Genomic DNA, 20,383 nt, shown 5'->3' on the forward strand with positions numbered 1-20,383 from the left:
GTCCGCCCCCCGGATCACCCCCCCGACCCACCCCCCCCCCCCCCCCGCCCCCCCCCCCCCCCCCCCCCCTCCCCGCCCCCCCCCCCGGGCCGGGAGAGAGCGGGAGCCGCTGTTCCGAGGGACGGGGTGAGCGCGAGATGTGGGTGGGTGGGCAGGCGGCGGGTGAGGTGGGAGGAGGTGGGAGGAGGAGGGTGGGTGGGGGCGGGGGGGAGGGGACGGGCCCCAGGAGTGTCGACGGGGCGAAGCCCCGAAAGCCCCCCACGAAATACCGCCGGAGCAGGCCCGCGAACCGGGCACAATGGCGTATGTGATGGTGGGCCGTCCGGCGGTCGGGGGGCCAGGGGAATGGAGGCCCGGGTGAGCGATCTTCCGCGCAAGGCAGTGACCCGAACGGCACGGCTCGCCGCCCTGCCGCTGGGCATAGCCGGTCGCGCCACGCTCGGACTGGGCAGGCGCATCGGCGGCCGGTCCGCCGAGGTGGTGACGGCCGAGCTCCAACAGGCCACCGCCGACCAGTTGTTCAAGGTGCTGGGCGAGCTCAAGGGCGGGGCGATGAAGTTCGGGCAGGTGCTGTCCGTCTTCGAGGCCGCGCTGCCCGAGGAGGTCGCCGGTCCGTACCGGGCGGCGCTCACCAAGCTGCAGGACGCCGCTCCGCCGATGCCCGCCGCCAAGGTGCACACCGCGCTGGCCGAGCGGCTCGGGGAGGGCTGGCGCGAGCTGTTCCTGGAGTTCGACGACCGCCCGGCGGCGGCCGCCTCGATCGGCCAGGTGCACCGCGCGGTCTGGCACGACGGCAGACGGGTCGCCGTCAAGGTCCAGTACCCGGGCGCGGGCGACGCCCTGCTCGCCGATCTCTCCCAACTGTCCCGGGTGGCCTGGCTGCTCGGCCCGCTGATCCCCGGGCTGGACATCAAGCCGCTGATCACCGAGCTGCGGGAGCGCGTCTCGGAGGAGCTGGACTACGAGCTGGAGGCCCAGGCCCAGCGCCGGCACGCCGAGGAGTTCGCGGGCGACCCGGACATCGTGGTGCCGGTCGTGGTGGCGCAGGCCGACCAGGTGCTGGTCACCGAGTGGATGGACGGCACCCCGCTCTCCGAGGTGATCGCCAACGGTACCCAGGAGGAACGCGACCGCGCCGGGCAGCTGCTGGCCCGGTTCCTGTTCGCCGGCCCGTCGCGGACGGGGCTGCTGCACGCGGACCCGCACCCGGGCAACTTCCGGCTGTTGAAGGACGACGGCCCGGTCGCGGGCTGGCGGCTGGGCGTGCTGGACTTCGGCACCGTGGACCGGCTGCCGGGCGGGCTGCCCGCGCCGATCGGGGCCTCGCTGCGCATGGCCCTGGACGGCGACGCGGCGGGCGTGCTCACGATGTTGCGCGAGGAGGGCTTCGTGAAGCCCTCGATCGAGCTGGACCCGGACGCGGTGCTGGACTACCTGCTGCCGATCATCGAGCCGGCGGCGGTGGACGGCTTCCACTTCACCCGGGCCTGGATGCGGGCCCAGGCGGCCCGGATCGCTGATCCGCGGTCGCCCGCCTACAACCTGGGCAAGCAGCTGAACCTGCCGCCCTCGTACCTGCTGATCCACCGGGTGACGCTGAGCACCATCGGGGTGCTGTGCCAGCTGGGCGCCAAGGCGCCGTTCCGCGCCGAGATGCTGGAGTGGCTGCCCGAGTTCTCCGGTGAGCGCCCCGCGAAGCCGGCCGGGCGAGGCGGCCCGGCCGGGCCCGCGAAGCGCACCGCAACCGCCAGGTCCGCCAAGCCCGCGAACCCGGCCAAGTCCGCCAGGCCCGCCAAGCCCGCCCGCGGCTGAGCCGACCGCCCGAGGGCGGGCGCCGCGAACAAGCACAACGGCCGCAGGCCGCTCCCCGCGAACGGGGGGCGGCCTGCGGCACGACGGGGGTCGGTCGGATCGGCGGCGAACCGCCTGGGCCGGCGCTACATCAGCGCGACGGCGAGCGCCTTGCGGGCGCGCAGCGAGGCCCGCTCGGCCCGCTGCCGGAGCTTGCGGGCCCGGACGACCCGGCTGACGAGGCGTTGTTCCTCGGCCTCGTGGAGCCTGTCTTGCATATGGGCACGGGCCAGGGATTCATGCAGGAGTTGCATTTCGAGGGTCCTGTTCTGGATCTGAAGTTCGGTGGTCTGCTCGGCGCGGACGGTCGGATCGATGGCGGCGGGGGTCATGTGGTGGTCCTGCTCGTGGTGCGTGCTCGGAAATGGGACGGTGCGGGCTGCTGCGTCGGCCTTGGCGGCGGCGATCCGTACGGATCGGCGGAGGGCGCTGTCCAGCGGGGGCTGCTCTCCCCGGCGGACTGCCCTGGCGTCGTGGGCGGGGTTCACGCCATGACCTCGGTCTTGCGCGGACGCCCACGCGGCCGCTTGCGGGCCACGACGACACCCTGGACGAACAGTTCGCCGCCCCAGACGCCCCACGGCTCGCGCCGCTCCAGGGCGCCCGCGAGGCAGGCCTCCTTCACCGGGCAGGTGCCGCAGAGGGACTTCGCGTACTCGACGTCGGCGGGCGTCTCGGCGAAGAAGACCTCGGGGTCGAAGGCGCGGCAGGGGATGGGGAGCCCGAGCGCCTCGGCCTGCTCGATCGAGTTGAGCTGCATGAACGGAACCTCCGGAGGGTCGGCCTGGTCGGCCTTGGTGATCTGGCTTGTCGGCGGTACGGACGGGATGGGCGGCGTGATGACCGTGGACACTGTGGGCGTCTTCCTCGTCTTCTCAGTGGTTCCGGCCCAGTGGACTGGTGGTGCTGGGCCGGAGGCCCCGGGGGGCCTGGGTGGTCTTGCGTACCGGACAAAACAGAAGGGCCGCGGATCCCGGTGTGACGGGTTCCGCGGCCCTGGAGGTGCCGACCTGAGGCTGGCTCAGGTTCGTTCTCTCCAGGGTTCAGGCCCGCGGAAGGCCCGCATCCGGATGGCCTCGGCGCCGATAAAGGCGGCCTTGGCCTGGTTGATCTGCTGCTCGTTCTGCTTCTGGGCGTTTCCGGCACCGATGACCTGCGCATAGTCGCCATGCATGGCGGCGACTACGACTGCCTTCGGTGCCTGGAGCGGTCGCTCGTCGCACTCGGGACGCGACGCGCCGACCTGCGCCCAGCCACGGGACAGACCGGTCTCGACGAAGGTGCCTTCGACACTCCTGCCGCCCGTGAGGCACAGATCAGTGTGTCCAAGACCACTGACAGCGGAGGCGACGGAGACACCGGTGGTGTCGAGACCCAGACCGGTTCCACCGAGCTCGGCGAGCGCCCGCAGACGGGCGGCACGCAGGGAGGCAGCGACAACGGTCTGGCCAGTCATTTTGGTGATCATGATGTTTCCCACTGTCTTCGCCTCCTCTCGGCGTCTCGCGGAGCCTGGTTTCCCTGGCTCCGAATGTTCGGATGTCTGTCTCGGTGAAGCTGGTGAAGCTGGTGAAGCTGTGTGGTGCAGCTGTGTGGCGTGGGGGGAATCGGCACAGGTTTCACCCCGTGCGACCTCGTCCCCTTGACCGCTCCGGCAGGCTATTGCGCTCCCGGTACGCCGCGCAAACTATTTTTCACGCGAGTTCACGCGACGCCATCGACGGCGCGGCCCGCGCGACGTTCCGCGGCGGTTGCGAAGTCCCCCGAGCAGTCCCCTGGACTGCGCCCGTGCCGGCTCACGCCGGATCGACCGGACCGTCGTCCTCGACGCCGTCCGGATCCTCCTCGGGCTCCTCCCCCGCACACAACGAGAGCACGGCGGCCCCGTACTTGTCCAGCTTCATGGCGCCGACCCCCGAGATCACGGCCAGTTCCTGCCGGTTCGCGGGCACGTCCTCGGCGATCGCCATCAGCGTCGCGTCGGTGAACACCACGTACGCCGGGACGCCCTGCCCCTTGGCCTGGGCGGCCCGCCACTCGCGCAGGCGTTCGTAGAGCGCCTCGTCCATCGTGGACGGGCAGTCCTCGCAGCGGCGCAGCTTGCGTTCGACGGCGTCGGTGAGCGCCTTGTCGCAGACCCGGCACTTGACCGGGCCGCGGACCCGCCGGGCGGCGGAGCGCTCGCCGGCCTCGACGCTCCCCCGCCCGCCCCGCGCACCGGTGCGCGCGCCCGGGGCGGCGGAGCCGGGGCGCAGCCCGTCCATGAAGCGGCTGGGCTTGCGGGAGGCGCGGCCGCCCGGGGAGCGGGAGAGGGCCCAGGAGAGGCTGAGGTGCTTGCGGGCGCGGGTGACGCCGACGTAGAGGAGGCGGCGTTCCTCCTCGATCTGTTCGTCGGTCTTGGCGTAGATGATCGGCAGGGTGCCCTCGGTGAGGCCGACGAGGAAGACGGCGTCCCATTCGAGGCCTTTGGCGGCGTGCAGGGAGGCGAGGGTGACGCCTTCGACGGCGGGGGCGTGCTGGGCGGCGGCGCGGGCGTCGAGTTCGGCGACATAGGCGGCGAGGTCGGTGTCCAGGCCTTCGGCGGTGCGGGTGCGCTCGAACTCCTCGGCGAGCCGGACGAGGGCGGCGAGGGACTCCCAGCGGTCGCGGACGGCGCCGGAACCGGCGGGCGGTTCGGGGGTGAAGCCGCGGCTGGCGAGGACGGCGCGGACCTGGCCGGCCAGGTCGGGGGCGCCGGCGGTGAGGGGGTCGGCGGCGGCGCGGGCGGCGCCGCGCAGCAGCACTCCTGCGTCGCGGACCTCGGGGCGTTCGAAGAAGCGTTCGGCGCCCTTGAGCTGGTAGGGGACGCCGAGGTCGGCGAGGGCCTGTTCGTAGACCTCGGACTGGCCGTTGGTGCGGAACAGGACGGCGATCTCGCTGGCACGCACGCCGGCGGCGATGAGGTCCTTGATCCGGCGGGCGGTGGTCTCGGCCTCGGTGGGTTCGTCCTCGTACTCGGTGTAGACGGGTTCGGGGCCGGCCTCGCGCTGAGAGACGAGTTCGAGGCGGTGGCGGGCGGCCTCGCCGCGGGCCTGGGAGAGCAGTCCGTTGGCGAGGTGGACGACCTGGGGGGTGGAGCGGTAGTCGCGGACGAGCTTGACGACGGTGGCCTCGGGGTGGCGGCTGCGGAAGTTGAGCAGGTAGTCGGGGGTGGCGCCGGTGAAGGAGTAGATGGTCTGGCTGGCGTCGCCGACGACGCACAGGCTGGCGCCGCCGCCGTCGCCGGTCCACCGGTCGAGCAGGCGCTGCTGGAGCGGGGAGACGTCCTGGTACTCGTCGACGGTGAAGTGCCGGTACTGGCTGCGGACCTGGTCGGCGATGTCGGGCCGGTCCTCCAGGATGGCGGCGGTGAGCAGCAGGACGTCCTCGAAGTCGATGTTGCCGCGGCGGGTCTTGGTCTCCTCGTAGACGCGGTAGACCTGGGCGGTCTCGGCCGGGTCGCGGGGGGCCTCGCGGCCGGACTTGGCGACGGCGGCGGGGTAGTCCTCGGGGGCGGTCTGGGTGACCTTGGCCCATTCGATCTCGGCGGTGAGGTCGCGCAGTTCGGTGCGCTGGACGCGCAGTCCGCAGCGGCCGGCGGCCTCGGCGACGAGCTGGACCTTGCGTTCGAGCAGTTGGGGCACCGGGCCGCCGATGGCGCGGGGCCAGAAGTACTGGAGCTGGCGCAGGGCGGCGGCGTGGAAGGTGCGGGCCTGGACGCCGTCGGCGCCGAGCTGGCGCAGCCGGCCGCGCATCTCGCCGGCGGCGCGGGCGGTGAAGGTCACGGCGAGGACCTGCTGGGGCTGGTAGACGCCGCTGCGCACGCCGTAGGCGATGCGGTGGGTGATCGCGCGGGTCTTGCCGGTGCCGGCGCCGGCGAGGACGCAGACGGGGCCGTGCAGGGCGGTGGCGACGGCGCGCTGTTCGGGGTCGAGCCCGGCGAGGACGGCGTCGGGGCCCGTGGCGGTGCCGGGGTCGGCCCAGGGGGAGCCGTGGGGGCCGTCGTAGGGGCTGCCGCTCAAGAGGTCTTCCTGCATGCGTTCCATCCTCTCAGCCCGCTGGGACAACGGGGGCGGGGTTGTCCACAGGCCCGGTGCGATCGCAGGATGATCGCTCTGCTCCGTGCGTCCTGGGGCCGGAATGACTGCCGCCCGGTGGACGTTGCGGCTGTCAGAACGTACGAACCCCTCTTTCGAAGGAGCCCCCTCGATGTCCGGCACCGTGACGATGTACAGCACGACCTGGTGTGGTTACTGCAACCGGCTCAAGAGCCAGCTGGACCGCGAGGGCATCGGCTACACCGAGATCAACATCGAGGAGGACCCGGCGTCGGCGGCCTTCGTCGAGTCGGTGAACGGCGGCAACCAGACGGTGCCGACGGTGCTGGTGCAGCCGGTGGGCGGCGGGGAGCAGGTCGTGATGACGAACCCGAGCCTGATCCAGGTCAAGAAGGCCCTCGCGGCCTGACCCGCCGCGGTCCGCCGGGGCCCGTCCGGGGCAGCCACGGGCCGCCGGGATCCGCCCCGGTCCACCCGGGCCCCGGGGTCGGCGCGCGTCACTGCGCGTCGGCCCGGGCGGGGTCGACGGGGGCGGCGGGGGCGGGCAGGGTGGTGCGCGCGCCGAGGTCGCCGATGCCGTAGACGAGTCGGCTGCGGTCGGCGGAATAGCGGGTCTCGATGACCCGGACGGGGCCGCGCCGGTCGTAGGTGACGCGGGTCTGGACCATCAGCGGGACGCCGGGGCCGCCCTGGAACCACTGGGCCTCCTCGGGGCCGGGCATCCGGGCGACGAGGTGGTCGACGGCGCCGATCTCGGTGCGGCCGAGGGTGGCGAGGACGGCTTCGTCGCCGCCTTCGACGGGGTCGGGTTCCATCAGCGGGGTGCCGGCCGCGAGTCCGGCCCGGTAGTGGCTCTCCTCGATGGAGTACGGCTCGCGGTCGAGCAGGCGCAGCTGGCGGCGGACGACGATGGCCTCGCCGGGGCGCAGCCCGAGGCGTTCGGCGATGTCCACGCGGGCCCGGACGATCATCATCTCGAAGTCGGTGCTGAGTTCGCGCCCGGCTTCGGCGGCTTCGCCGAGGTAGACGGTGGAGGGGGCGGCGAGGCAGTCGCGCGGTGCGGGGGCCAGCGTGGGTCCGTAGGCGCGGTGGTCGAGCACGGGGTGTTCGCGCAGGTAGGTGCCCTTGCCCTGGAGGCGGACCAGTCGGCCTTCGTTGACCAGGACGTCGACGGCGAGGCGGACGGTGTTGCGGGCGACGCCGTACTGGCGTTCCAGTTCGCTCTCGACCGGGAGGGCGGCGTTGGCGGTGAACTCGCCTTCGGCGATCCGGCGGCGCAGGTCGGCGGCGAGGCGCTGGTATTTGGGGGATTGGGCGGTGCCCCGGGGGATTGTCACCCGAGTGAATGTAGCGAGCGCGGTGACGCGGTTTCAGCCGTTTCCGGCAATGTCGTCCGCGCGGGTTGACGGTGGGGGCTCCGGAGCGTCCCGCGGTAGCAGAACTGGCCCGTCCGGTTACGAACAGACGCTCGTGGCGGGTTCGGGAAGAGCTCGGAAAGGAAATTGGGGGCGCGCGGCCAGAGCCACGCGCCCCCTTCTCCCCGGGCGTACCGGAAATGCAGACCGGATTACCGGATGCTCGGACGACCGGATGCCCGGACGACCGGCCGACCGGAGTCCGGGACTACCAGCGCGCCGCCGAGGGCAGCGGCTCGCCGTACCAGAGCTCGACCAGGTGGCGGGCGATCGAGATGCCGGAGGGCGGCAGGATCTCCCCGGCCTCCATCCCGGCCCGCAGCTCCTCACGGGAGAACCAGCGCGCCTCGGCCAGTTCCTCGCCGTCCACGGTGATCTCGGTGCCGCCGGGCAGCGCCTTGCCGGTGAAGCCGAGCATCAGGCTGGACGGGAACGGCCAGGGCTGGCTGGCGACGTAGCGGACCTCGCCGACCCGCACCCCCGCCTCCTCGTGCACCTCGCGGGCGACCGCCTGTTCGATCGACTCCCCCGGCTCGACGAAGCCGGCCAGCGTGGACCAGCGGCCCTCCGGCCAGAGCGCCTGGCGGCCGAGCAGGCAGCGGTCCTGCTCGTCGGTGATCACCATGATCACCGCCGGGTCGGTGCGCGGGTAGTGCTCCGCCGCGCAGGAGGTGCAGCGCCGCACGTGCCCGGCGCCCGCCTTCTCGGTGGGGTGGCCGCAGCGCGAGCAGAAGCTGTGCAGCCGGTGCCAGTGCTCCAGGGCGACGGCGTGCACCAGCAGCCCGGCGTCCCGGTCGGACAGCATCGCGCCGACCTCGCGCAGCCCGGCGGGGCGGGCATCGCCGTCCAGCCGGCCGGGCAGGCTCTCGCCGGCCAGCGCGAAGTACGAGACGCCGTCCCGGTCGGTGCCGAGGAAGTAGCGGTCCCCGGTCTGCGGCGCCTCGAAGGAGGGCAGCAGGACGAGTTCGGTGCCCTCGGCGGTGTCCACGACGAAGACCTCGCCCCCGGCGATCGGCAGCACCCGGGTGGCGGGGTGGCTCCAGGCCGCGGCCAGCCACGGCTCGTCGAACCGGTGCTCGGCGGCCCGCTCCACCCCGGCCCTGGCCAGGGCCAGGGCTCGCGGGCGCTCGGTCTCAGGCTCGGTGCTCACGTCGTTCCATCCCCACGTGGTGAATCATCCGGATGAGTGATCTGACTGCCGTGCCGCTCGGAGCGGCTCGCGCGCCCGTCGACGGTGGGCCCGCTCACGCGCCCGTCGACGGTGGGCCCGCTCACGCGCCCGACGCGCGTCCCTCGGCGGTGGGCCCGCCCGCTCACGCGCCGGGCCGGAAGTTCTCGGCCAGGTCGCCCCACAGGTAGGCGGCGGTCTCGACGCCCTTGGCCAGCAGGTCCAGCTCGACCTTCTCGTTGACCGAGTGCCAGCCGTCCGAGGGCACCGAGATGCCGAGGAACAGCACCGGCGCGCCCAGCACGTCCTGGAGGTCGGCGGCGGGGCCGGAGCCGCCCTCGCGGGTGAAGAGGATCTTCTGCCCGAAGGCGCGGCCCATCGCGCGGACGGTGGACTGCAGCGCCGGGTGGTCCAGCGGGGTCAGGCAGGGCCGGGTCGCGCCGGGGAAGACCAGCTCGTACCGGACGCCCTCGGGGACCTGCTCGGCGACCCAGGAGCGGACGGCCTCGCGGACCTTCTCCACCTCCTGCCCGGCGACCAGCCGGAAGGACAGCTTGAGGTGCGCCGAGGACGGCACGATGGTCTTGCCGCCGGGGCCGGTGTAGCCGCCCCAGATGCCGTTGACCTCGGCGGTGGGCCGGGCCCAGACCCGCTCCAGGGTGGTGTACCCGGCCTCGCCGCGGGTGCCGTACGACTTGGCGACGCGCAGCCACTGCGCCTCGTCGAACGGCAGTTCGGCGAACAGCTCGCGCTCGCGCTCGGTCAGCTCGACGACCCCGTCGTAGAAGCCCGGGATCGCGACCCTGCGGTCGGCGTCGTGCAGGGCGGCGGCCAGCTCGGCCGCGACCTCAGCCGGGTTGGGCACGGCGCCGCCGAAGGAGCCGGAGTGGATGTCGGTGTCCGGGCCGTACAGGTCGAGCTGGGCGTCGGCGAGGCCGCGCATGCCGGTGCAGACGGTCGGGGTGGTCTCGGACCACATGCCGGTGTCGGAGATGACCACCACGTCGGCGGCCAGCCGCCCGGCCTCGCGCCGGACCAGGTCGGCGAAGTGCGGCGAGCCGGACTCCTCCTCGCCCTCGATCAGCAGCTTGAGGTTGACGGCCGGCGCGGTGCGGCCGGTGGCGGCCAGGTGGGCGCGCACCCCAAGGGTGTGGAAGAACACCTGGCCCTTGTCGTCGGCGGCGCCGCGCGCGTACAGCCGGCCGCCGACCACTGTCGGGGCGAACGGCTCGGTGTCCCAGCCGTCCTCCTTCGCCGCGGGCTGCACGTCGTGGTGCCCGTAGACCAGGACGGTCGGCGCGGACTCGTCCCCGGACGGCCATTCGGCGAACACCGCCGGCAGCCCGTCGGTCTCCCACACCTCGGCCACCGGGAAGCCGGTCTCGCGCAGCTTGGCGGCCAGCCAGTCCGCGGAGCGGCGCACGTCGCCGGCGCGCTCCGGGTCGGCGGAGACGGAGGGGATCGCCAGCCACTCGGAGAGGTCGGCGAGGAAGGCGGCCTGGTGCTGGTCGATGTAGGAGCGGACGGCGCTGTCCGGGGTACTCGTCATACCGACGACTGTAGTTCGCCTGTACGGGTGCCCGCCCCGGCCCTCCGGGTGCCGGACGCCGTCGGGCCTGTAACCTCCGTCACCCCCGCCGCCGGGAGCGGCGGACGGGGGTGACGGCCGGCGGGAGCCGAGCCCGGCCCTCAGCCGGTGCGGCCCTCAGCCGGTGCGGCGCAGCAGCGAGATCCGCGAGCGCGTGAGCAGCGCGGCCAGGCCGGCCGCGAGCAGCGGCAGCACCACGACGGTGGCGGCGATGGTGGGCCAGGGGAAGACCACGGCCCCCTTGTTGGCGAGTTCCTCCGGGCTGATGCCCGGGTAGCCGGCCGCGAGTCCCTGGACCTTGCGCAGGGCGACCGCCGGCACCACGCCGCTGACGACGCCGAGCAGGGTGCCCATGGCGGCGATCACCCCGCACTGGAAGCCGGACAGCGAGCGCCGGATGCGCGGTTCGGCGCCGACCGCGGCGAGGGTGGTGAGGTCGCGCTGGGAGTCGGCGGCGGCCAGTCCGGTGGCGATGCCGGCCGCGCCGAGGGCGACGAGGGCGGCGAAGCCGGCCAGGCCGAGGCCGATGAGTCCGGCCTTGGACTGGTAGCCGCGTTCGACGCCGAGGACGGTGCGGTCGGTGAGCTTGGCGAGCGCGCCGTCGGCCTTCTGCTGGTCGCCGTCGGAGGGTGCGGCCGCGGGGAGCCAGACCGAGCCGGCCGGGCTGGTCCTGAAACCGAGGCGGGTGGCGGTGTCCGGGGTGATGACGAGTTGGCCGGGGGCCGGCAGCACGGAGGGGGCGAGGACGGCGTCGACCTCGGTCTCGGTCTCCTTGGGCTTGGGGGTGGAGCCGTCGGCGCCCGCGGCAACCGGCTCGGTGAACCGCAGGGCGACCTTGCCGTCCTTGTAGTAGCGCGGGTCGAAGACCACGGCCTTGCCGGCGGCGAGGGCCTGAACGGCCGCCGGGTCGGTGACGCCGTAGAGGTTGCGCAGCAGGGTGGCGTCGCCGGCCGCGAGGTCGCCGTACTGGCTGCCGCCGCGTTCGTGGATCTGGCAGCGCGGGTCGGTGCTCATCACCCGCTTGATCTCGTCCGGTCCGGCCTGGTTGTCGCGGTCGAAGACCGGGCAGCGCCGCTCCTTGGGCGGCATGACCTGGATGTAGCCGCAGTAGGCGCCGGACCGGCAGTCGCCCTTGAGGTCGACGTGGGAGACGTCGGCGCGCGGGCCGAGGCCGGGGATGGAGCGTTCCACGGTGTCGCGCATCTGCGGCAGCAGCTTGGCCTCGGTGGTGTTGCCGTAGCCGCTGTTGAGGAGGACGGCGCCGGCCGGGCCGGCGGCGGCGTACTCGCGGCGGTACTGCTCGTCGTAGCTGGCGAGGAAGACGTTGACGGCGACGGAGCCGGCGACGGCGGCCATCACGGCGGCGACGGCGGGTGCGGTGCGGCCGCGGTGGCGGACGGAGTCGCGCAGGGCGAGCCGGGGGCCGAGCGAGAGCCAGCGGCCGAGCTTGCCGAACAGGCCGACCAGGTACGGGGTGAGGGCGACCATGCCGAGTTCGGCGACGAGCGAGCCGCCGAGGACGGCGAGGGTGCGGCTGGAGAAGCCGCTGGTCGCGCCGAGCAGGGCGAGGGCGGCGCCGCCGGCGAGCATCAGCAGGCCGAGCAGGGCCAGTCTGCGGCTCGGGGGTTTGAGCGAGTCGCGGCCGGTGAGCGCGGAGACGACGTCCTGCCGGGAGGCCTGGACGGCGGGCACGATGGCGGCGAGCAGTCCGGTGACCAGGCCGACCAGGAGGACGCCGAGCAGGTCGAGCGGCTGGAGGTTGAAGTGGCCGAAGCGGGCGCCGGAGTACTCCTCGGCCTGGGTGCGCAGCAGGGCGACCAGGCCGACGCCGAGGCCGAGGCCGAGGGCGGCGCCGGTGAGGCCGAGGACGACACCGCCGCCGAGGACGACCGCGCGGACGTTGGCGCGGTCACCGCCCGCGGCGGCGAGCAGTCCGAGCTGCCGGCGCGAGCGTCGGGCCCCGACGGCGAAGGCGGGGCCCGCGAGGAGGACGATCTCCAGCAGGGCCATGCCGACGACGGTGCCGAGGATGACGACGGAGGTGCGGTCGAGCAGGGCGGTGCCGCTGGCGCCGCGGATCCGGTCCAGCTCGGTGTAGTAGGGCACGTCGGCGCGCGGGGGCGGGTCGAGCATGACGGTGCGGGAGGCCACGAGGAAGCCGTAGCCGTTGAGTTCGGTGACCTTCGCCCAGTCGAGGGCGGCGCCGGCCGGGAGCTTGACCAGCCAGCGGGCGGCGGGGTCGGAGTCGTGGCCCTGGTCCGGGCCGGCGTTCGGGAGTCTGCCGACCAGGGTGCCGGGGCGGGCGAGGATCTCGGTGTTCTTGAGGTCGCCGGGGTACTCGACGACGGCGGTGATGGTGAAGGGGCTGGACTCCAGGCCGCGGACGGTGGTGCGGTCGCCGATCCGCAGGCCGGAGCGGTTGAGGAACTCGCGGGTGACGGCGGCCTGTTGGTCGTTCACGGGGGCGCTGCCCTCGACCACGTCGACCAGGCCGTGCCAGACCGGGTCGGTCAGGTCGGCCTCGCCGGTGCGGGTGGTGAGCAGGCCCGCGGTGCTGCTGGCGGCGGCCTGCGGGCCTTCGACGTGGGGCACCAGGGCGGTGCCGGGCGGCAGCAACTGCTGGGCGAGCAGGGCGGGTTCGGTGTCGCGGGAGCGCTGCTGGGCGGGGGTGTACTGCGGGGCGGCGCCGTCCTTGGCCTCGTACTTGGGGTTGATGACCCGGTAGGACTGGTCGCTCGGGTCGGGGGCCTGCAGGACGGAGCCGCCGCGGTCGGTCATCTCCAGGTGGGCGTCGGCGCGGCCCATGGTGCGGACGACGCGTTCGGCGGGTTCGAGGGTGGCGCTGCGGAAGAACACGTCGGCGCCGGTGACGCCGAGGACGGGCAGCGCGACCATGGCGACGACCAGGGCGCTGCGGCCCTTGGCGCGCAGGGCGTCGCGGCGGGCGATGCGCAGGGCGAGCCGCCAGGCGCTGGGCTTCACTCGTCCACCTGCTCGCTGCCGGCGGCCTGGCTGTTGGCGGCGGCGCTGACGAGCAGGCTGGCGGCGTCCTGGCTGACGGACTCGTCGACCATGCGGCCGTCGCGCAGGAAGACGACGCGGTCGGCCCAGGCGGCGTGCCGGGCCTCGTGGGTGACCATCATGGCGGCGGCGCCGGCGTCGCAGCGGGCGCGCAGTACGGCGAGGACGGCTTCGCCGGTGGTGGAGTCGAGGGCGCCGGTGGGTTCGTCGGCGAGGACGAGGCGTCGGTCGCCGATCAGGGCGCGGGCGATGGCGACGCGCTGCTGCTGGCCGCCGGACATGTCGTCGGGGAAGCGGTCGGCGAGTTCGGGGATGCCGAGCTCCTCCAGGGCGGCGAGGGCTTCGCGGCGGGCGGCGCGGGCGGAGACGCCGTCGAGTTCGCGCGGCAGCGAGATGTTCTCGGCGGCGGTGAGGGCCGGTATCAGGTTGTAGTCCTGGAAGACGTAGCCGATGGAGCGGCGGCGGACCTGGGCGAGCTTCTTGCGGGTGAGCCCGCCGAGGGCGACGCCCTCGACCAGGACCTGCCCGGCGGTCGGGCTGTCGAGGCCGCCGGCCAGGGTGAGCAGGGTGGACTTGCCGGAGCCGGAGGGGCCCATGACGGCGACGAACTCGCCGGGGTGGACCTTGAGGTCGACGCCGCGCAGGGCCTGGACCTCGGCGGCGCCCTGGCCGTGGACGCGGGTGACGTTCTCCAGGTGCAGCACCGGTGTCGGCCGGGGCTGTTGGGTGTGGGACACGGTTCCCCCCTTGTGCTGGGACGGCTGGTTACGGGTGGGGCGCCGCCGGGGCGCCGGCCGGTGTCGGGTGGCCGGGCACCGCCGGGGCGCGGGTGCGGCTCGGCGCGGGCACTGGGCGCGGGTACGCCTCAGGCGCGGGTGCGGCGGCCGAGCCGCTTGGGTTTCGCGGCGCCGTCGCGGGCGGCTTCGGCGGCCTCGGCCTGCCGGAGTTCGGCCTGCTGGGCGAGCCGGGTCTCGCAGTGGTCGAGCCAGCGGATCTCGGCCTCGGTCTGGAAGATCAGCTGGTCGAGGACGAGCAGCCAGGCGAGTTCGTTGCTCTCGGAGGGCACGGCACCGGGTCTGGTCTCGCCCGCGAGGGCGCGGCCCTTGAGCCGGGTGTAGTCCTGGAGGGCCTTGATGCTGTGCCGGCGCTGGCCCTGGACGACGCCGGAGACGTCCACCCCGGGGACGGTCACGGCCATCGCGAGCTTGATGGCCAGTTCGTCGCGCGGGGGGTTGGTGCGGGGCACCGGGGTGTCGAACCAGGCCCGCAGCTCGGTGCGGCCGGCGTCGGTGACGGCGTAGAACTGGTGGCCCTCCTCGTCCTCTCCGGCGGCCTCGACCAGGCCGTCGCGCTCCAGCCGGGACAGGGTGGTGTAGACCTGCCCGACGTTGAGCGGCCAGGTGGCGCCGGTGCGCGCCTCGAACTCGGTGCGCAGCTGGTAGCCGTAGCGGGGGCCCTGGTCGAGCAGGGCGAGCAGACCGTGGCGGATGGACATACTCAGTATGTATACCCGGTATGCCCCACGGCCTCAAGCCGCGCCCCCTCCGGTACCGTCGTGCGGTGTGAGCCAGTTGCGCATCGCCACCTTCAACCTGTTGCACGGCCAGCCGCTCGCCCCGGACGGCACCCCGCTGCCCTATCCGGCCGACGCGGGCGCCCCGTTGGCCGAGGCGGTGGCCGCGCTGGACGCCGACGTGCTGGCCCTCCAGGAGGTGGACCGGCACCAGGCGCGCTCGGGCGGCACCGACCAGGCGGCGGTGGCGGCCGCGGCGATGGGCGCCGGCGACTGGCGCTTCGCCGCCGCGCTGCACGGGCGCCCGGCGCCGGTGGCCGGCTGGGTGCGGGAGCCGTCCGGGCCGGACGGGCTGCGGGTGTACGGGCCGGCCGAGATCGGCGACGGCGCCCCGCCCTCGTACGGCACGGCGCTGCTGACCAGGCTCCCGGTGCGGCACTGGCGGGCCCGCCGGTTCGCCCCCGCTCCGTTCGGACTGCCGCTGCGGGTGGCCGGGCGGCGCGGGCTGACCCCGGTGCCGGACGAGCCCCGGGCCGCGCTGGCGGCCGTACTGGAGGGCGAGCGCGGGCCGTTCACCGTGGTGGCCGCGCACCTGTCCTTCGTGCCGGGCTGGAACATGGCGCAGCTGGCCGGGATCCGGCGCTGGATCGCCGACCTGCCGCAGCCGTACCTGGTGCTGGGGGACTTCAACCTGATCGGCGCGGTGCCGCGCACGGTGCTTGGCGGGGCGACGGCGCTGGAGCGCACCGCGCCGCGGGTGCGGGTGCGGGAGCTGCGGGCGGCCCGGCGGGCCCGGCCGGCGCTGGGCGCCGCACTGGGCACCGCGCGCCGGCGGCGGGTGCGCGAGCCGCGGGCCCGGTTGCAGGGCTGGTACGACCTGGCGCGCACGCCGACCTATCCGGCGCACCGGCCGGCGGTGCAGTTCGACCACGTGCTGGCGGTCGGCGTGCCGCGGGCCGTGGTGGGCCCGGCGGCGGCGCCGCACGCCGGGGTGTCGGACCACCGGCCGCTGCTGGTCCGGGTGTCGCTGTAAAGCGCCCTGGCTAGCGCTTGACCAGGGCGTCGGCCTGCTGGGGCAGGTGGGCGAGGGCGGGCTGGGTCGGGTCGTACTGCAGGAGCAGCATGGCCGCGTCGTCGCCGAGCTGGCGCCCGACGTGGCGCACCACGTCCTCGTGCAGCCGCTGCAGGACGTCCGCGGGGCGGCCGTCGGCGCAGCGCGGGAAGCGCTCGGCGAGCGGGTAGAAGGTGCCGGAGCGGTCGCGGGCCTCGATCACCCCGTCGGTGAACAGCAGCACCCGGTCGCCGGCCAGCAGCGGTACCCGGTGCACCGGGGGGCGCACGTCGGCCGGGTCGAGCACGCCCAACGGCGGTACGGTCTCGGCGAGTTCGAGCGGGTGGACCAGGCCGCCGCGGAGCAGCAGCGGCGCGGGGTGGCCGCAGTTGACGAGTTCGGCCGCGCCGTCCGGTCCGACCCCGATCAGGACCAGGGTGACGAACTCCTCCTCCACGCCGGGGTGGTCGTTCTCGTGCAGGGCCCGGTCGAGGCTGACGGCCAGCCAGCCGGCCACCCGGTCGAGGGCGGGCTCCTGGTGGGCGGCCTCGCGGAAGGCGCCGAGGACGGCGGCGGCGGTCTCGACCGCGCCGAGTCCCTTGCCGCGGACGTCGCCGACCACGGCCCGCACCCCGTGCCGGGTGTTGACGACCTCGTACAGGTCGCCGCCGATCCGGGCGTGGGCGGCGGCGGCCTCGTAGTGGACGGCGGCGCGCACGCTGCCGACCCGTTCGGGGACGGGCCGCAGCAGCACCCGGCGGGCGATCGAGGCGACCAACTGGGCGTCGGCCAGGGCGCGTTCCTGGCGCAGTCGCAGGGTGGCGCTGACCCAGCCGATCGTGGCGACCAGCAGGATCGCAATGACGCTGGCGGTGTGCACGGACTCGCCGAGCGCGTTGCTGCGCAGGGCCATCAGGAAGGCCGCCGCCTCGGTGCCCAGGCCGATGACGAGCGGGTACCAGGTGCGGTGGCTGACCACGGCGGCCAGCGCGGGTACGGCGGTGAGGGCGGGTTCGACCGTCACCTCGGTGCCGCTGAGGTAGTCGAGGACGACGATCAGCGCCATGCCGAGGAAGGGCAGCGCGAGCGCCGTCCTCGGCCAGGTGCCGGTCGTGCCCGGTGCGGGTCCCGGGGTCGGCCCGGTGAACCGCTCTCTGATCCATCCGGTCGCGCTCAACTTCGGTCTCTCCAGCGGAAGACGCCGATGCCCGTGGGCACCTGCGGCGATGACTGAGGGTTAGGGAATGCGGGCCTCGCCGGCGGCCGGAGTACGGGGGTTGACCGGTTACCGACCCCACAATAGGCGCGAAACGTGCACGACGCACAGGTTTCGGACGTCGGCGCGATGACTTGGGTGCTCTGCGTGACTCATTAGTCACTGTTCCCGATCAGGAGCCGTTCCAACTCTTTTCGGTCGGGAAGTCGCTCCGGACGTACGATCCGTCCGCTGCGGACGTACAGGAACGACGCCGTGACCTGCTCGGGATCAACGCCCGCCTGCTCCGCCCAGGCCAGCCGGTAGACCGCGAGCTGCAGCGGGTCGGCGGTCTCCTCCCGGTGGGTCTTCCAGTCCACCACTTCGTAGCGTGACGCACCACTGGATTCCGACACCCCGTCACCGTCCCGGTAGACCGCGTCGATCCGGCCGCGCACCACCCGGCCCGCGAGCACCAGCTGGAACGGGGCCTCCACCCGGTACGGCCGGCGGTGGGCGTACGGGGTGCGCAGGAACGCCTCCTTGAGCTGCTCCAGGTCCCGCTCGTCCTCGATGCCGTCGTCGTCGGCGCCGGGCAGCGCGCCGGGCTCGATCAGCAGCAGCGGCTCGATCCGGGACTGCACCCAGGCGTGGAAGCGGGTGCCGCGCCGGGCGGCGGGCTGCGGGGGGCGCGGCATCGGCCGGGCCAGCTCGTGCGCGAAGCCGTCCGGGTCGGCGGCCAGGCGCAGCAGCTGGGTGGCGGACAGCGAGGGCGGCAGCGGCACCTCGCGGGCGGTGCGCCGGGAGCGCTCCAACTCCCCCAGCAGCGCGGTCAGGTCGCGGTCCCAGGAGGCGACCTGGCGCTGGTCCTCGACGGCCATGGGTTCCGCCTCGGCGGCGGGCCGTCCGGCCAGCCGGCCGCGCACCACCTCGGCGACCCGGCGGCGGGCGTGCTGGGCGGCCGGGTCCAGCGGCAGCGGCCAGGGGTGCTCGACGGCGGCGGCCAGCGCCGGGTTCTGGGCGCCCTTCTCCGGCTGCTCGGCCCAGTGCTCGACCTCGCCGGCGCCGGGCCGCTCGCAGTGGGCGCGCAGCTGCTCCAGGAACGCGGACGGGCCGCGGACGGTCTTCTGGCTCGGCCCCCACCAGTGCCCGGAGGCCAGCAGTAGGGCGCGGGGGCGGGTGAACGCGACGTAGCCCAGGCGCAGTTCCTCGGTGCCGGAGTGCTCGGCCAGCTCCTTCTTGAACGCGGCCATCGACTTGGACGTCCAGCCGCCGCGCACGTCGGGCAGGGTCGCGGCGTCGCCGCGCAGGGCGTGCGGGAGCACGCGCTTGGTGCTGGTCCAGCGTTCGCGCGGGCTGCCGGAGGGGAACGCGCCCTTCACCAGGCCGGGGACGGCCACCACGTCCCACTCCAGGCCCTTGGACTTGTGCGCGGTGAGCACCTTCACGGTGTCCTCGCCGCCGGGCAGGCTGCTGTCCAGGCCGCGCTCGTACTCCTGGGCGGCGCGCAGGAAGCCGAGGAAGGCGGCCAGGCCCGGGTCGCCGTCGAGGTCGGCGAAGGAGGCGGCGACGTCCAGGAAGGCGTGCAGGGTCTCCCGCCGGCGGGCGGCCAGCGCCTGCGGGGAGGCGGACAGCTCGACCTCCAGGCCGGTGACGGTCAGCACCCGGTGCAGCACGTCCATCAGCGGGTCGGCCAGCGAGCGGCGCAGCTCGCGCAGTTCGGCGGCGAGCCGGGCGAAGCGCACCCTGGCCTCGGCGGAGAACGGCAGGTCGTCGGGCTGGTCCGCGTCGAGGAAGGTCTCCACGGCGTCGGCCAGCGAGACCACCTCGGTGGGGTCGGCCTCGGCGACGGCCGCGGCCAGCGCCGCCACGCCCTCGGGCCGCTCGGTGCGCACCAGTTCGGCGGCCCGGCGGCCGAGCAGGGCGAGGTCGCGCGGGCCGATCCGCCAGCGCGGGCCGATCAGCAGGCGCACCAGGGCGGCGTTGGCGGTCGGGTCCTGGAGCACCTCGCAGACCGCCACCAGGTCGGCCACCTCGGGCAGGTGCAGCAGCCCGCCGAGGCCGACCACCTCGACCGGGACCTCGCGGGCGACGAGCGCGGCGTGGATGTCGGGGAAGGCCGCGCCGCCCCGGCAGAGCACGGCGATCCGGCCGGGCGCGGTGCCGGTGCGCACCAGGTGGGCGATCGAGTCGGCGAGCCAGTCGACCTCCTCGGCGCGGGTGGGCAGCAGCGCGGCCCGTACGAAGCCGTCCTGTTCGGCGCCGGGGGCCGGGCGCAGCGCCTCGACGCCCTCGTGCATGGCGCGCAGCGGGGCGGCGAGCTCGTTGGCGAAGGCGAGCAGCCGGCCGCCGCTGCGGCGGTTCTCGCTGAGCGCGTAGCGGTCGGCGGGGCGGCCGTCGGCCTTCGGGAAGTGCCGGGGGAAGTCGTCGAGGTTGGCGACGGAGGCGCCGCGCCAGCCGTAGATGGCCTGGCAGGGGTCGCCGACGGCGGTCACCGGGTGGCCGCCGCCCCGGCCGGGCCGGGCTGCGCCCCCAGGGCCCGCGCCCCCGGGGCCTACGTCCGCGCGGCCAGCGCCCTCGGGGTCTGCTTCCTCGGGGCCCGCGCCGAACAGGCCGGCGAGCATCAGGCGCTGGGCGACGGAGGTGTCCTGGTACTCGTCCAGCAGGACGACCCGGTACTGGCCGCGGAGGAGTTCGCCGACCTCGGGGCGCTGCTGGGCGAGGCGGGCGGCGGCGGCTATCTGGTCGCCGAAGTCCATCAGCCCGGCGCTCTGCTTGCGGCGGCGGTACTCCTCGACCAGGCGCAGCAGTTCCAGCCGGGCGCGGGCGGTGGCGGGGACGGCCCGCAGGTCGTCGTTGCCGAGCTTGACGGTGGCGAGGGTGTCGAGCAGCTGCTCGTCGTGGGCGCGCAGGGCGGCGGGCTCGACCAGGTGCTCGGCGAGTTCGCCGTCCAGGGCGGTGAGGTCGGCGACCAGGTTGGCGAAGGTGCCGGTGAGGGCGGGGAAGGGGCCGCGGGCGGTGCGCAGCACCTTGGCGGCGAGCTGGAAGCGGGTGGCGTCGGCGAGCAGCCGCACGTCCGGCTCGATGCCGATCCGCAGGCCGTGCTCCTTGAGCAGGCGCCCGGCGAAGGCGTGGTAGGTGGAGATCTCGGGTTCGCCGAGCGGCTCGCCCTCGTCCCGGTCGGCGACGCCGGCCCGGAGCAGGGCGGTGCGGACGCGTTCGGCGAGTTCGCCGGCGGCCTTGTTGGTGAAGGTGAGGCCGAGCACCTCCTCGGGCCGGACGGCGCCGGAGCCGACCAGCCAGACGACCCGGGCGGCCATCACGGTGGTCTTGCCGGAGCCGGCCCCGGCCACGATCACGGCGGGGGCGAGGGGGGCGCCGATGGCCGCCATCTGTTCCCGGTTGAACGGGATGCCCAGCAGCTCCTTGAGCTGGTCGGGATGGCTGAGCACGGCGGTCACCCCGCAACCGTAACCGGAACGGCGGACATTCCCGGTCCGGGCGT

Annotated in this window: 15 protein-coding genes; 3 read left to right on the forward strand and 12 right to left on the reverse strand. The window is 74.5% G+C overall.

The genetic code is table 11. The features are described 5' to 3' along the window. Positions 1-357 precede the first annotated feature (357 nt). Positions 358-1,812 (forward strand): ABC1 kinase family protein, encoded by a 1,455-nt coding sequence (locus ACZ4W5_RS29825; protein WP_465658011.1) that lies wholly within the window; start codon positions 358-360, stop codon positions 1,810-1,812. Between the two features lie 125 nt (positions 1,813-1,937). Here the strand turns inward: ACZ4W5_RS29825 and ACZ4W5_RS29830 are convergent, their stop codons facing one another. The 4 genes from ACZ4W5_RS29830 to ACZ4W5_RS29845 all read right to left on the reverse strand — a co-directional run bounded on the left by ACZ4W5_RS29830 (position 1,938) and on the right by ACZ4W5_RS29845 (position 5,915). Next, positions 1,938-2,339 carry a hypothetical protein gene (locus tag ACZ4W5_RS29830; protein WP_360244644.1) on the reverse strand — a complete coding sequence of 134 codons (402 nt, stop codon included), beginning with the start codon at positions 2,337-2,339 and terminating at the stop codon, positions 1,938-1,940. Then, positions 2,336-2,704 (reverse strand): WhiB family transcriptional regulator, encoded by a 369-nt coding sequence (locus tag ACZ4W5_RS29835; protein ID WP_370863281.1) that lies wholly within the window; start codon positions 2,702-2,704, stop codon positions 2,336-2,338. Before ACZ4W5_RS29835 ends, ACZ4W5_RS29830 begins: the two co-directional genes overlap by 4 nt. 168 nt (positions 2,705-2,872) lie before the next feature. Next, positions 2,873-3,331, reverse strand: coding sequence for a hypothetical protein (locus tag ACZ4W5_RS29840; protein WP_465658014.1), 459 nt, complete (start codon positions 3,329-3,331; stop codon positions 2,873-2,875). 316 nt (positions 3,332-3,647) lie between these two features. Beyond that, positions 3,648-5,915 carry an ATP-dependent DNA helicase UvrD2 gene (locus ACZ4W5_RS29845; protein WP_402481418.1) on the reverse strand — a complete coding sequence of 756 codons (2,268 nt, stop codon included), beginning with the start codon at positions 5,913-5,915 and terminating at the stop codon, positions 3,648-3,650. A gap of 163 nt (positions 5,916-6,078) precedes the next feature. Between ACZ4W5_RS29845 and ACZ4W5_RS29850 the strand changes: the two genes are divergently transcribed. Next, the gene (locus ACZ4W5_RS29850) at positions 6,079-6,336 is read left to right on the forward strand and encodes a mycoredoxin (RefSeq protein ID WP_350506166.1); all 258 of its coding nucleotides are present in this window, start codon (positions 6,079-6,081) and stop codon (positions 6,334-6,336) included. 88 nt (positions 6,337-6,424) lie between these two features. On the opposite strand, the gene ACZ4W5_RS29855 is transcribed toward ACZ4W5_RS29850, so the two are convergent. From ACZ4W5_RS29855 to ACZ4W5_RS29880, 6 genes are all read right to left on the reverse strand, one after another. Next, positions 6,425-7,264: a GntR family transcriptional regulator gene (locus ACZ4W5_RS29855; protein WP_360244634.1), complete on the reverse strand. Its 840-nt coding sequence runs from the start codon at positions 7,262-7,264 to the stop codon at positions 6,425-6,427. A gap of 286 nt (positions 7,265-7,550) precedes the next feature. Continuing rightward, a complete protein-coding gene (gene nudC / locus ACZ4W5_RS29860; RefSeq protein WP_360244631.1) occupies positions 7,551-8,492 on the reverse strand; it encodes an NAD(+) diphosphatase in 942 nt (313 codons plus the stop codon). A 163-nt stretch (positions 8,493-8,655) separates the two neighbouring features. Next, complete coding sequence (locus tag ACZ4W5_RS29865; protein ID WP_465658017.1) at positions 8,656-10,059, reverse strand: dipeptidase; 1,404 nt, start codon at positions 10,057-10,059, stop codon at positions 8,656-8,658. A 156-nt stretch (positions 10,060-10,215) separates the two neighbouring features. Next, a complete protein-coding gene (locus tag ACZ4W5_RS29870; RefSeq protein WP_465658018.1) occupies positions 10,216-13,080 on the reverse strand; it encodes an FtsX-like permease family protein in 2,865 nt (954 codons plus the stop codon). Continuing rightward, positions 13,077-13,856, reverse strand: coding sequence for an ABC transporter ATP-binding protein (locus ACZ4W5_RS29875; protein WP_360244622.1), 780 nt, complete (start codon positions 13,854-13,856; stop codon positions 13,077-13,079). Before ACZ4W5_RS29875 ends, ACZ4W5_RS29870 begins: the two co-directional genes overlap by 4 nt. 128 nt (positions 13,857-13,984) lie before the next feature. After that, complete coding sequence (locus ACZ4W5_RS29880; RefSeq protein ID WP_360244619.1) at positions 13,985-14,614, reverse strand: PadR family transcriptional regulator; 630 nt, start codon at positions 14,612-14,614, stop codon at positions 13,985-13,987. 67 nt (positions 14,615-14,681) lie between these two features. On the opposite strand from ACZ4W5_RS29880, the gene ACZ4W5_RS29885 reads away from it, so the two are divergent. Then, positions 14,682-15,665 (forward strand): endonuclease/exonuclease/phosphatase family protein, encoded by a 984-nt coding sequence (locus ACZ4W5_RS29885; RefSeq protein WP_360244616.1) that lies wholly within the window; start codon positions 14,682-14,684, stop codon positions 15,663-15,665. Between the two features lie 10 nt (positions 15,666-15,675). Here ACZ4W5_RS29885 and ACZ4W5_RS29890 read toward each other — a convergent pair whose 3' ends face one another. Beyond that, a complete protein-coding gene (locus ACZ4W5_RS29890) occupies positions 15,676-16,860 on the reverse strand; it encodes a PP2C family protein-serine/threonine phosphatase (RefSeq protein WP_360244613.1) in 1,185 nt (394 codons plus the stop codon). Between the two features lie 194 nt (positions 16,861-17,054). After that, positions 17,055-20,339, reverse strand: a complete 3,285-nt coding sequence (locus tag ACZ4W5_RS29895) for a UvrD-helicase domain-containing protein (RefSeq protein WP_465658021.1) — start codon at positions 20,337-20,339, stop codon at positions 17,055-17,057. Positions 20,340-20,383: the final 44 nt, after the last annotated feature.

Source organism: Kitasatospora sp. NPDC029367, from assembly GCF_055569135.1.